At 64.6% G+C, this 12,878-nt stretch carries 8 protein-coding genes and 1 pseudogene; all 9 read right to left on the bottom strand.

Translation table 11 applies throughout. The features are described from left to right. Positions 1-175: pseudogene (locus BLJ79_RS23835) on the bottom strand (IS1380 family transposase); the annotation flags it as partial. 225 nt (positions 176-400) lie between these two features. Further along, positions 401-1,960: a nucleobase:cation symporter-2 family protein gene (locus BLJ79_RS18650; RefSeq protein WP_083411467.1), complete on the bottom strand. Its 1,560-nt coding sequence runs from the start codon at positions 1,958-1,960 to the stop codon at positions 401-403. Positions 1,961-2,069: 109 nt separating this feature from the next. After that, complete coding sequence (gene xdhC / locus BLJ79_RS18655) at positions 2,070-2,876, bottom strand: xanthine dehydrogenase accessory protein XdhC (protein ID WP_071216290.1); 807 nt, start codon at positions 2,874-2,876, stop codon at positions 2,070-2,072. Then, the gene (gene xdhB, locus BLJ79_RS18660) at positions 2,873-5,230 is read right to left on the bottom strand and encodes a xanthine dehydrogenase molybdopterin binding subunit (RefSeq protein WP_071216291.1); all 2,358 of its coding nucleotides are present in this window, start codon (positions 5,228-5,230) and stop codon (positions 2,873-2,875) included. The genes xdhC and xdhB overlap by 4 nt, the downstream gene beginning before the upstream one ends. Next, positions 5,227-6,735, bottom strand: a complete 1,509-nt coding sequence (locus tag BLJ79_RS18665) for a xanthine dehydrogenase small subunit (protein ID WP_071216292.1) — start codon at positions 6,733-6,735, stop codon at positions 5,227-5,229. Before BLJ79_RS18665 ends, xdhB begins: the two co-directional genes overlap by 4 nt. Positions 6,736-7,750: 1,015 nt before the next feature. After that, the gene (locus tag BLJ79_RS18670; RefSeq protein WP_071216293.1) at positions 7,751-8,632 is read right to left on the bottom strand and encodes a 3-hydroxyacyl-CoA dehydrogenase family protein; all 882 of its coding nucleotides are present in this window, start codon (positions 8,630-8,632) and stop codon (positions 7,751-7,753) included. A 137-nt stretch (positions 8,633-8,769) separates the two neighbouring features. Continuing rightward, positions 8,770-10,230, bottom strand: a complete 1,461-nt coding sequence (locus BLJ79_RS18675) for an aldehyde dehydrogenase family protein (protein WP_083411468.1) — start codon at positions 10,228-10,230, stop codon at positions 8,770-8,772. A gap of 28 nt (positions 10,231-10,258) precedes the next feature. Next, positions 10,259-11,452 carry an acyl-CoA dehydrogenase family protein gene (locus BLJ79_RS18680; protein ID WP_071216294.1) on the bottom strand — a complete coding sequence of 398 codons (1,194 nt, stop codon included), beginning with the start codon at positions 11,450-11,452 and terminating at the stop codon, positions 10,259-10,261. Positions 11,453-11,501: 49 nt separating this feature from the next. Next, entirely contained in the window at positions 11,502-12,863 is a 1,362-nt protein-coding gene (locus tag BLJ79_RS18685; RefSeq protein WP_071216295.1) for an aminotransferase class III-fold pyridoxal phosphate-dependent enzyme, read from the bottom strand. Positions 12,864-12,878 lie beyond the last annotated feature (15 nt).

Consider the following 12,878-nt stretch of genomic DNA (forward strand, 5'->3'; position numbering starts at 1 on the left):
CCGGGCGGTGGGTGGCCGTCTCGGGAACGAACCCGGCCAGTTGCTCTTCGCACAGGGCGCCGAAGCCGGTCGCGTCCAGGAAGGAGGTGAGCACGTTCAGGCCGGCGTGGGAAACCAGCGACTGGCCGGTCGGGGCTGCCGGGAGGGACGGGAAAACACGGGTATCGTTAAGCATCGAAAAGGTGAGCCCTGTTCTGGTGGATAAAAAGGTGTGGTACCTCTATTTTCCCAGATCAGCTCACCTTTTCGACGTTAAAGGCACTTAATGACGCCCCGCTTCATGAAAAGGCCGGGCTAGTCCAGTGTCAGGCCCCGGTCATGCCGAGGCTGTCTTGCGTCACCGGCGGGTGGGGCAAGACAGCCTCGGCAGCGACCGACAAGGTCCTGTCAGGGCATGAATCTACTCTCCAGCACCGCCTTCGTGTTTTCTCGGGACCGGCCTGTCCATGTCACCGGTCTCGATCTGGGCATATTCCTCCTGGGTGACCACAGGAACTTCGCGCCCTTCCTTGTCGATCAGCTTGCCGTCGGCATATTGGTCGCCGTCAAGCAAGGCGCAGATGTCGTCCTGGCAAACGACCCGCGGCGGGGCCGCGGCAAAGACCGAGGCATCCTTGGCTGGTGTACCAAATTTCATTTCGTTGAACAGCAGGTTCAGCACCACGGCCATGAGCGTGCCTGAAGAGATCCCCGAGGCAAAAATGGTGGAGAACCAGTCAGGAAAGCTGTTGTAGAAGGTCGGGCTGACGATCGGCAGGCATCCGAAGGCAATGGACGCGGCCACAATCACCAGGTTCAACCCGTCATACTTGACTGTCGCCAGGGTGCGAATGCCCGAGGCTGCGACGGTTCCAAAGAGTACGATTCCCGCTCCACCCAGTACCGGAGCGGGCACCGCGGCGACCACGCGTCCCAACACCGGCAGCAACCCGAGAACCACCAGGATGCCGCCACCGGCAGCCACCACAAACCGACTGGTGATGCCCGTAATGGCCACCAGCCCCACGTTCTGCGCAAACGCTGTCTGTGTAAAGGTGTTGAAAATCGGGGCAACAATCGAGGAAGCCATATCGGCGCGCAACCCATCGGCAATCCGTTTGGAATTCACCTTGGATTTGGTGATTTCACCGACAGCCAGCATGTCCGCCGTGGTTTCGGTCAAGGTCACCAACACCACGATGGTCATGGAGATGATGCCGCCGATCTCGAAGACCGGCCAGCCGAAGGCAAACGGGGTCGGGACCGCAAAGAAGGGGCCTTCGAACACCGTGGAAAAATCCACCATCCCGCTCAGCGCGGCAATCACCGTGCCAATGACGATGGCCAACAGGATCGAAAGTCGGGAAATCGCGGCTGAGCCGACCTTGGACAGCAGCAGCACTACCAGCAAGGTCACTGCCGCCAAGCCGATATTGGCCAGACTTCCGTAGTCCTTCGCTTCGGAGTCCCCGCCCATGGCCCAATTGGCTGCCACCGGGGTCAGTGACAGGCCGATCATCGTGATCACCACACCGGTGACCACCGGCGGGAAGAACCGAATTATCCTGGCAAAGAATGGCGCGATAACGAATCCGATCACCGAGGCAACCAACACCGCACCAAACACCGCCGGCATGCCGCCGCCGCCGTTGACAATGGCCACCAAGGTGGCCACCGAGGCAAAGGAAACTCCTTGGACGAGGGGCAATTGCGCACCAAAGAACGGGAGCCCAATCGTCTGCAAGATCGTCGCAAGCCCACCAATAAACAGGCAGCTGGCCACCAGCACGCCTTGTTCGGCCGGGGTGAGTCCCGCGGCACCGCCAACGATCAGGGGCGGGGCAATGATTCCTCCATACATGGTCAGCACGTGTTGCAACCCGTAGGTGAAACTGCGACCAATCGGCAATTTTTCGTCTTCTGGCCTTGAACCACGCATGGCCTGCCCTTCTGCAGCACGCACAGAGGACCTCCTCGTCATTTTTGGGTGCACGAATTCCCCGGTGGCACCCCGGTTGGGCGCCACTCATGGAAATAATTGGATTTTGCCGTAAACAGCCCACACATCCACCAGGCCGAACGGCTGAGGGTCAGACTTTGACAGTGCTGACCTTGTTCATGCGTTTGAGCAGGTCTGCTGCCACGCTGACCGCGATGGTGGCCGGGTCCTTGCCGACCACCTCGGGGTCCCCGATGGGGCAGTCGATCCTCTCAATTGCATTTGCCTTATGGCCGCTGTCCGCAAGGTTCTTGCGAAATCGCTGCCATTTGGCGTTCGACCCGATCAGCCCGATCGAGCCAAGATTCGGATGCCGCAACGCGGCATCGCACAGATGGAAGTCCTCGGCGTGATCATGGGTCATGATCAGCACGTGCGTTCCGCTGGGCAACCGGCTGAGCACCTCCTCGCCAATGACGGCTGGTCTCGGATGAATTCGCGCCACCGACGGTTCAAGCGCTTCCAAGCCCTGCAGGTTTTCCGCACGCGAGTCGCTCAAGTACAGTTCAATGTCTTGTCGTGAAAGGATGCGGGCAAGTTCGAGGCCCACATGGCCAACGCCGAAGATCGCCATTGCTTCGGGCACTGCCATCGGTTCCAGCAAAATCGTCACTTCGCCTCCACAGCATTGCCGGCCATAGGTCGCCGGAGCCTTGTCATTCAGCCGCAAGGTCATGGTTTCGGGCACGTCCTGCGAATCGGTGAGCATTTGCCGTGCCCGTGCCACCGCGGTCATCTCCAGGTTGCCGCCACCGATGGTTTCAAAAAGCTCATCAATGGTGGCAACCATCTTGGTTCCGGCTTCACGAGGTGCATGCCCGCGCACTTCAACCAGGGTGATCAACACCGCCGGGGCACGACGGGATCGAAGCCGCATCACCGTATCAATCCAGGTCATGAGGATCGCGGGCTGACTAATTCGCTGGTCTCGCGGGCCGCCTGGACCGCCCAGAACACCGCTTCGGGCGTCGCCGGCGAAGCCAGGTCCACACCGGTTCCGGGTTGGGCAAAGCCGGCAATCGCTTGGCGCAAGGCTTCCCGCACGGACAGGGCCAGCATCAGCGGAGGTTCCCCCACCGCCTTGGAACCGTAGACCGCGCCCTCTTCATGGGCTTTGTCCAGAAGCGAGACGTTGAAGACTTCGGGCATTTCCGACAGGCTCGGGATCTTGTAGGTGCTGGCACTCTGGGTCGCCAGCCGCCCCCTGGTGGGCCGGTCGCTGGTATCCCAGCGCAGGTCCTCCAGGGTCAGCCAACCCGCACCCTGCACAAAACCGCCTTCGATCTGCCCCAGGTCAATCAGCGGGGAGAGCGAATCTCCCACGTCATGCACCACATCCACCCGGCGCAGGGTGTACGAACCGTCGAAACGGCTGACCTCCACTTCACTGGCCGCCGCCCCATAGGCGAAGTACTTGAATGGTTCCCCCCTCATGATGCCCAAGTCCCAGTGCAGCCCTTCGGTCCGGTAAAAGCCCGCGGCGGACAGCTGGACCCGCTGGAAGTAGGCGGCGTGGACGAGATCCTTCCAGTTGATGGATTCGCGTCCGTCGAGGCTGGAGACCGTACCTCGGCTGAACCGGATCTCGTGGGCGGGAACGCCCAGCTTGACCGCGGCTACCTGGGCGAGCCGATCACGGATTTGTTCGCAGGCATCCTTCACCGCCCCGCCGTTCAGGTCGCTGCCCGAACTGGCTGCCGTGGCCGAGGTGTTGGGGACCTTGTCGGTACGAGTCGGTGCCATCCGGATGGTGTCGAGGGTGACTCCGAGCGTGGTGGCGGCCACCTGCAGCATCTTGGTGTGCAGCCCCTGCCCCATTTCGGTGCCACCGTGGTTCACCAGCACCGAACCGTCCTTGTAGACCAGCACCAGGGCGCCAGCCTGGTTGAACGCGGTGAGGTTGAAGGAGATCCCGAATTTCACCGGGGTCAGAGCCAAGGCCCGCTTTGCATGCTCGTGATCCTTGTTGAACCGGGCAATCTCGGCCTCGCGACGTTCAATCTCCGCACCGTCCAGCAGCTGCTGCCAAGCGGCTTCCATCCGTTCGGGGTGGCGCACCGGCTGGTGGTAGGGGGTGTCCTGGCCTTGGACGTAGAAGTTTCGGCGACGCAGTTCCCGGGCGCTCATCCCGAGTTGCGGTGCCACCCGCCCCAGGATGTCCTCCATGACCAGCATGCCCTGTGGTCCCCCGAAGCCGCGGAACGCCGTCTGCGAGGTCTTGTGGCATTTGGCAACTCGGCCGTGGACCCGGATATTGGGTATCCAGTAGGCATTGTCGATGTGGCACATGGCCCGGGTCAGCACCGGCTCGGACAGATCCAGGCTCCACCCGCCATCAGCGGTCAGGGTCGCATCCAGGCCCAGGATCTTGCCTTCGTCGTCGAAACCGATTTTCCAGCTGGCATGGAAACCGTGGCGCTTGCCGGTCATGGTCATATCCACCGTCCGGTCCAGCCGCACCCGCACCGGCCGTCCGGTGAGCAGGGCCCCGAGGCCAGCCACCGCGGCATAGCCGTGCGACTGCATTTCCTTGCCGCCGAAGGCGCCACCCATGCGTATCACTTGGACGGTGATCTGGTGTGCGGGGATCCCCAGGATGTGGGCGACGATGTCCTGGGTTTCGGTGGGGTGCTGGGTGGAGGAATGGATCATCATCTGGCCGCTTTCGTCCACCAAGGCCAGCGAGTTCTGGGTCTCCAGGTAGAAGTGTTCCTGCCCGGAGAATTCGAATTCCCCTTCAAAAACGTGCGCGGCGTCCCTCAATGCGGCTTTGCTGTCGCCCTTGTCGATCACCGGCTGTATTCCGTGGAAGCTTTGCGCGGCGATTGCGTCCTGCAAGGTGATCAACGAGTCGAGCGGTTCGTAGTCCACCTCGACGGCAGCCGCCCCGGCCTTGGCGGCTTCCAGGTCCTCGCCGAGAACCCACGCCACGGCCTGGCCGTAGAACATGACCTCGTCCACCGGCAGCATTGGTTCATCGTGTTTTGCCCCCTGGTCATTGACCCCAGGGATGTCCGTTGCAGTGATCACCCGGACCACGCCGGGAACCCGGTAGGCCCCGTCACTGTCCAGGTTCAGGATTCTTGCGTGTGCCTGGGTGGATTGCACCGGGTAGGCGTGCAGCACACCGACCATCCGCCGGTCCAGGTCGTCGGTGTACAAGGCGCTTCCGGTGACATGTCCCACCGCCGATTCATGCGGATGGGCTTCCCCGACGATGGGCAGGTCTGGACGTTGGGATAACTGGCTCATTTGCCTTCTCCCTTCAACAGGTTGGTCTCGTGCAGTTGTTCGGCGAAGAACCGCTCCAGCGAGGATGCGAGCATCGCCCGCCGGTAGTCGGCGCTGGCCCGGTGGTCATCCATCGGGGTTCCCTCGTCCCCCATGACCCGGGCCGCGGCGCGGATGGTTTCCAGCTCCCAGGACCGGCCTTCCAACATCTTTTCGGTGGCGGTGGCCCGCAACGGGGTGGCCGCCACCCCGCCCAAGCCGATCCGTGCCTTGCCGATGATGCCGTCCTCGACGGTGAGCGCGTAGCCGATGGCCACGCTGGAAATGTCGTCGAAGCGGCGCTTGGAGATTTTCTGGAAGGACGTCAAACCGGAGAGCGGCAGGGGGATGCGGATGGCGGTGATCAGCTCGCCGGGCTGGCGGACCGTTTGCCGGTACCCGGTGAAGTAGTCGGCCAATGGCACCACCCGTTGGCGGCTGGCCGAGCTGAGCACCAGCTCGGCTTCCAGGGCCAACAAGGCCGGAGGGGTGTCGCCGATGGGCGAACCGGTTCCCAGGTTCCCGCCGATGGTCGCGCTGTTGCGGATGAGCCGGGAAGCGAATTGGCCAAAGAGCTTGCCCAGCAACGGGATCCGGCCCTGCAGGCCGCGTTCCAGTTCACTGAGCGTGCAGGCCGCCCCGATTTCAATGTGCGTGTCGGTGAAATCCAGTTGCCTCAGTTCATCCAGCCGGTCGATGGCCAGCAGGGAACGGGCCCGTGCCCCCTTGATGTTGACCTCCACACCCCAGTCGGTTCCACCGGCGAGGGGCAACACCTCGGGTTCCTCGGAGAGGATCCGCAGTGCTTCCTCCAAGGTTCCGGGCCGCCGGTAGCGCCCGAGCTGGCCCGTGGGGGCATCGGGGCGAGMCAGGTCGGTGGCCACCACTGTCGGTGCCGGCTGGTCCCGGCGGGCGGCCAGCGCGTCATCGACGGCCGGCGTGCCCAGTGCGAAAGCTGCATCGCGGATGGGCCGATACCCGGTGCACCGGCACAGGTTGCCCGAGAGCGCATGCAGGTCAAAGCCGTTCGGCCCGCAGTGCTGCTCCCTTGCATCCTCGTCCTCAGACAGGGTTCCGGTGGGGGTTGCTCGTTCCGGCCGGTAGTATTCGGCGGCCATGCTGCAGACGAATCCCGGGGTGCAGTAGCCGCATTGCGAGCCACCGCGCTCGGCCAGCTGCTGCTGGACCGGATGCAGGTCGGTGCGGTCCCCCAGCCCCTCGGCTGTAACCACTTCCTGCCCGTCGAGGGCTGCGGCCGGCAGGAGGCAGGCATTCATTGCGGTCCAGCGTGCGGCATCGCCGTCGGGCCGGGCCACCAGGATGGAGCAGGCCCCGCACTCGCCTTCGGCGCAGCCTTCCTTGCAAGAGGTAAGTCCTTCACCGCGCAGGAAGTCCAGGGCATTGGTATGCGTTGGTCCGGTGAATTCCCGCACCGTTCCGTTAACGGTAATCAAACACTGAGAATCTGGGGTTGTCTTGGCGGTCATGCCGCTTCCTCCTACTTCCCACCAGTGTGGGAAGCGCTGTGAACGAACGATTGATGATGGGCGCGCAACAAAGCGGCCTGCGTATCAGCGCCAGGAGCCAATATCTGGTTCAGCTGGCTCGCTGCATGCAGGCCAGCTTAGGCTCCGTGGGCAATCTGCCCTTTCGGCCATGCAATCGTTCCACCCATGAGGTCCTCCGATAATTTCAGATCATCAATGTGGTTGGTTCACAAGACACTTAAAGTGCTCTTGAAAGCTTGCTGCGTTCAGTCGGCGTTTCCGCATTCCAAACCGGCTCTCCCGTTGTTCATAGACGCGACTCCCCTTGTTCCTTGAATGAGTGAATCGGCAATCCCGTTGCGTCCGGTACCGCTGGCCACTCATTTAGAAACATGCCCGGTAAATAGCGACCATTTGCATGCTCTGACCATAGCAGTGACTGTGATCCATGTCATGCTTTTCGTGGTATTCGGTTCCCACGATACGGATAATCTGGCTCCGTAGTACCGTTCAACGGCCCCGTTGCACTTCCCGTTTGAGCCGTTCACTGCCGCAGTCCATGAGCGTCCACGCTCAAATGCATGGGTGTCAACGCAATGCCAAGGGTCGGACCAGCGACGAAGATGACCGAGTTGGCGATTGACGGCAGGGCCGCACGGCACCGTCCCATGGGGCAAGCTTGCAGAATCCGGCCTTGGCTGGCCACTCTTGAAGGTCGCCAAGCCCGGGACACCATGCATCACACGGCAAACCTAACGACCCGGATGAATTCTTGGTGCAGGAAAAGGCGACCCGTGAATTCCACGGACGCTCCAACACCCCAGGTAAGCAAATAGGCCCGCTGACTTCACCCCGAACGCGGCGGCCAGAACCTGCGTACGGCTCAATGGCATCCATAATCCGGTTCAGTGCCGATGGCTGATTGCCCTTCAATTAGATGGTTCGCTTGGCTACGGGACAGGAAGCCGGATCCGTCTTGATTCGGTCCCCATGCGCCGGAGCCGGCCGGCCTCGGCTAGCCCTTGTAGTCGTAGAACCCGGCGCCCGACTTGCGGCCAAGTTTGCCCTCGGCCACCAGGGCCGCGATGCGCTCATTGGGGGCGTCCTGCACCGCGCCGGTTTCCGCGTGTGTGGCCTGGGCGATGAAGTCGATGACGTCCAGCCCGACCAAGTCCATCAGCGCGAAGGGACCCATGGGGTGGCCGAGCGCCGTGCGCGCGGTGGTGTCGATGTCCTCGATGCTGGCGATGCCGGAGTCGGCCAGGAAAAGCGCCTCGCGCTGGATCGCGCCCATCAGGCGGTTGGCGATGAAGCCGGGGATCTCGCGGTTGATCAGCACCGGCTCCTTGCCCAGCCGTCGAGCCAGCTCCATGGTGGTTTCAACCGTGGCGTCGCTGGTCTCCCCGTGGCGCACCACCTCGACGCATTTCATGACCAGGGCCGGGTTGAAGAAGTGCATATTGCACACCTGGGCCGGGCGGCCGGTGGCCTCGGCAACCTTGGAGGAACCCAGGGTCGAGGAGTTGGTGGCCAGAATGGCGTGGGCCGGCGCCAGCACTCCGAGCTTCTCGAAAATCTGCGTTTTGATGTCCAGGCGCTCGGTGGCGGCCTCGATCACGAAGTCGGCGTGGGCGGCCGCCGCATCCAGGTCGGTGCTGTAGGCCAGTGCGTCCAAAGCCGCGGTGGCGGCACTTTGTTCCAGCTTGCCCTTGGCCACCCGCGAGGCTGCCCAGCCCTCGAGCTCGGTGCGGGCAGCGGCCAGCCCGTCCTCCGAAATGTCCTGGATGGTGGTCGCGTATCCTGCCAGCGCCGCACTCATGGCGATTTGCCGTCCCATGGTTCCGGCTCCAATGACCAGGATGCTGGAAATGTTCTCGATGCCTGTCACTGCGCTCATTGCTGGCTCCACACTTTCGTCAATTGTTCGCTGGCTCACGTTTTCGGCCATGCCCGATGCCTATCCTAGACAGGGCTCGGGGCGCCGGCCGCATCCGGTCTTGCCGGATGACGGCGGGCGCCCCGTCTCGGGTATTGCTAGGCCCCGCGCAGGTACACGGTGGTGGTGTGCGTGAAGAATTCCTTCGCCGCGCCACCCTGTTCCTTCGGGCCGTAGCCGCTCTTCTTGGCCCCGCCGAAGGGCACATGCGGATCGGCGCCGGCCGATTCGGAGTTCACGTGCAGGATTCCCACGTCAATGGATTCCATGGCGGCCAGGGCCTTGGACAGGTCCTGGGTGAACAGCGCACAGCTGAGGCCGTACTCGGAGTCGTTGGCCAGCGCAAAGGCCTCCTCGGTGGTGGCCACGCGGCGCACCGCGAGGACCGGTCCGAAGAATTCCTCGCGCCACGCGTCGTTGACCGCATCCGGGACCTCGAGCACCGTCGGAGCCACGAAGGCGTCTCCCAGGCCCGAGACATCGCCCTCAAAGGCGATGCCGGCCCCCTGGGCGATCGATGTGGCGATCCCCGCGCGGATTTCCTCGGCGGCAGAGGCAGAGACCACCGGGCCCATGTGCACCGACGGATCGGTCGGATCCCCGGTCTTCCACTGGCCCAAGCGCTCGCGCAGGCGTGCCAGGAATGCGTCGGCGATTCCCTCCTGCAGGATCAGCCGCGAGGTCGCGGTGCACTTCTGGCCGGTGGAGCGGAAGGCCCCGAAGAGCACCTGTTCCACCGCGAGTTCCAGGTCGGCATCCTCCAGCACGACCGAGGCGTTCTTGCCGCCCATCTCGGCCTGGATAGGCACCCCGGCACCGGCGGCAGCGGCGGCGAGCTTGCGCCCCACTCCCGTGGATCCGGTGAAGGTGAGCCCGTCAAGCTCCGGGTGGTTCACGATCTCGTTGCCCAGCGCACCGGATCCGATGACGAGGTTCAGCACGCCGTCGGGCAGGCCCGCCTCCACCAGCGCCTGGGCCAGGCGCATGGCCAGCAACGGCACCGCGGAGGCGGGTTTCCACACCACGGTGTTGCCGAAGACCAGTGCCGGGGCGATCTTCCAGGCCGGGATCGCGATGGGGAAGTTGAACGGGGTGATGACACCGACGACGCCCAGCGGCTTGCGGGTCACCAGGATCTTTTCGCCGCGGCGCGGGGAGGAGAAGACCTCCCCGGCCAGCCGGTCGGATTCGGCCGAGTAGTAGGAAAGGATCTGTGCGGCGCGCAGCACCTCGCCGCGGCCCTCGGCGACGGTCTTGCCTTCCTCGCGGGCCAGCTCGGTGCCCCACGCCTCGGCGTTGGCGGTGACGATTCCCGCGGCCCGGGCCAGGTACGCCCCGCGTTCGGCCATCGGGGTTGCGGCCCAGTCGGCCGCTGCTGCGCGCGCGGCTGCCATGGCGGTGCGCACGTCGTCCACGGTTGCGGTGCCGCCGGCGGCGACAACCTGCCCGGGATCGGTCGGCGAGGTGGATTCGAGGTCCTTGCCGGTGCCCTCGATCCAGGCCCCGTCAATGAGCAGGCGCAGCGGCACGGTGTCGGTATGCGTCATGGTTTCGGTCATCTCAATGCTCTCGATTCAGGGGCCGGCGTTAGCGGAAGGCCGGGACGCCGGTGAGCTTGTTGCCCAGGATCAGGGTGTGGACCTCGTCGGTGCCCTCGTAGGTGCGCACCGATTCCAGGTTGTTGGCATGGCGCAGCGGCGAGTAGTCAAGGGTGATGCCGTTGCCGCCCAGGATGGTGCGGGCCTCGCGGGCGATCTTGATGGCCTCGCGGCAATTGTTCAGCTTGCCCACCGAGATCTGGTGCAAATCCAGGGTGCCGGCATCCTTCATGCGGCCGATGTGCAGGGCCAGCAGGTAGCCCTTGTTGATTTCCAGGGCCATGTCCACCAGCTTCTGCTGGGTCATCTGGTACCCGGCCAGCGGCTTGTCGAACTGCAGGCGCTGCTGCGAGTAGGCCAGGGCGTCCTCGAAGGCGTCGCGGGCCGCCCCCATGGCGCCCCAGATGATGCCGTAGCGGGCCTCGTTCAGGCAGGAGAAGGGTCCCTTCAGGCCCACCACGTTCGGCAGCACCGCGTCGGAGGGCAGGCGCACGTCGGTCAATTCGATCTCGCACTGGATGGAGGCCCGCATCGAGAGCTTCTGCTCGATCGGGGTCGCCTTGAAGCCGGCGGTCTGCGTGGGGACCACAAATCCTCGGATGCCCGTCTCGGTCTGTGCCCAGATGACGGCGACCTGCGCGACGTTGGCCAACCCGATCCAGCGCTTGGTGCCGTTGATGACCCAGTCGTCGCCGTCGCGGCGGGCGAAGGTCTTCATCGCCGAGGGGTCCGAGCCGGCGGTTGGTTCGGTCAGCCCGAAGCAGCCGATGGCCTGCCCCGCGGCCATCTTCGGCAGCCATTCCTGCTTTTGCTCCTCGGAGCCGTGCTTGTAGATCGCGCTCATCGCCAGCGAACCCTGCACCGAGACGAAGGTGCGCAGGCCCGAATCCCCGGCCTCCAGCTCGGAGCCGGCCAGGCCGTACTCCACGGCGGTGGCGCCGGCACAGCCGTAGCCCTTCAGGTGCATGCCCAGCAGGCCGAGCTTCGCCATCTCCGGGACGATTTCCAGCGGGAAGACCGCGTCGGCGTACCAACCGGCGATGTTGGGCTTGATGGCCTCGTCGACAAAGGTGCGGACCTTGGCGCGCAGGGCGAGCTCCTCGGCGGAAAGCAGCGCGTCGAAGTTGATCAGGTCGGCCGGGTCCAGCTGGTGGGTTTCGTGGTCGTGCAGGGTGAGGCTCATGGTGTTCTCCAAAGAAAGTCGTGGGGGTGGTTCGGGGATGCCCGGCAGGCTACTTGGCGGCGTCGGCGATGGCCCGGGCCAGGATGTCCAGTCCGTCGCGCAGCAGCTCTTCGCCGATGACCAGCGGCGGCAGCAGGCGCACGACGTTGCCGTGGGTGCCGCAGGTCAGGGTGATCAGGCCCTGCGCGTGGCAGGCCGCGGAGATTTCCTTGGCCAAATCCGCGCGCGGTGCCAGGGTCCCGGCATCGGCCAGCTCGATGGCAAGCATGGCCCCGCGGCCGCGAACCTCGGCAACAATGTCGGTTGAAGCCAACAGGGGCTCGAGGACTTCGCGGGCGATCTGCTCGATGCGGCGGGCGTTGGCCAGCAAGGTGCCGTCCTCGAACTGCTCGAAGACCGCCAGTGCGGCCTCGCAGGCCAGCGGGTTGCCGGCGTAGGTGCCGCCCAGACCGCCGGCGTGCGGTGCGTTCATCAGTTCGGTGCGTCCGGTGACCGCGGAGAGCGGGACGCCGTTGGCCAGTGCCTTGGCGGTGAGGATCAAATCCCCGGCGACGCCCTCGTGCTCGGAGGCGAAGAGGGTTCCGGTGCGGCCCATGCCGGCCTGGATCTCGTCGATGACCAGCACGATGCCGTACTTGTCGGCGAGTTTGCGCAGGCCCGGGATGAACCCGGGCGCCGGGACGATGAAGCCGCCCTCGCCCTGGATCGGCTCGATGACCATGGCGGCGAAGGTGTCGGCACCGTGTTCGAGGATGGTGGCTTCGACCGAGGCCAGCGCGGCCTCGGCGCCGGCGGCCAGGCCCTGGGCGGGGCGCAGCGGGTTGGCGGAGGCCGCTCGGATGATCTCGGCCGGCAGCGGGCCGAAGTTCAACTTGTACGGATTGACCTTGGCGGTCATGGCCATGGTGAGCAGCGAACGGCCGTGGTAGGCCTCGTCGAAGACCAGCACGTTCGCTCGTCCGGTGGCGGCGCGGGCGATCTTGATGGCGTTTTCCACGGCCTCGGCGCCGGTGGAGAACAGGCCGGTGCGCTTCTCGAAGTCGCCCGGGGTATTCTCGTTGAGCCACTTGCAGACCTGGGTGAAGGATTCGTATTCGGTAACCATGAAGCAGGTGTGCGTGAAGGCCTCGAGCTGGGCCGCGACGCGCTGCGCCACGCGCTTGTTGCTGGCGCCCAGCGAGGTCACCGCGATGCCGGAGGCGAAGTCGATAAGCCGGTTGCCGTCGACGTCCTCGATGATGCCGCCGTCCGCGCGGGTGACGAAGACCGGCAGGGCGATCCCGAAGCCATTGGTTACCTGGGCTGCGCGTTCGGCGTGCAGCGCGGTGGAACGCGGGCCGGGGATGGCGGTGGCGAGGTGGCGGGACTGGGGAATGGTGGCGGCGTCGAGGGCCGGGAGCGTTTCGGTCATGCGTTCTACGTTATG

Origin of the sequence: Arthrobacter sp. UCD-GKA, assembly GCF_001863355.1 — a bacterium.
GTDB lineage: Bacteria > Actinomycetota > Actinomycetes > Actinomycetales > Micrococcaceae > Paeniglutamicibacter.

Coding starts and splice junctions, on each gene's coding strand:
- BLJ79_RS18680 (WP_071216294.1), bottom strand. CDS start 11,452: ATGAGCCTCACCCTGCACGACCACGAAACCCACCAGCTGGACCCGGCC.
- BLJ79_RS18650 (WP_083411467.1), bottom strand. CDS start 1,960: ATGACGAGGAGGTCCTCTGTGCGTGCTGCAGAAGGGCAGGCCATGCGT.
- BLJ79_RS18670 (WP_071216293.1), bottom strand. CDS start 8,632: ATGAGCGCAGTGACAGGCATCGAGAACATTTCCAGCATCCTGGTCATT.
- xdhB (WP_071216291.1), bottom strand. CDS start 5,230: ATGAGCCAGTTATCCCAACGTCCAGACCTGCCCATCGTCGGGGAAGCC.
- xdhC (WP_071216290.1), bottom strand. CDS start 2,876: ATGACCTGGATTGATACGGTGATGCGGCTTCGATCCCGTCGTGCCCCG.
- BLJ79_RS18675 (WP_083411468.1), bottom strand. CDS start 10,230: ATGACCGAAACCATGACGCATACCGACACCGTGCCGCTGCGCCTGCTC.
- BLJ79_RS18685 (WP_071216295.1), bottom strand. CDS start 12,863: ATGACCGAAACGCTCCCGGCCCTCGACGCCGCCACCATTCCCCAGTCC.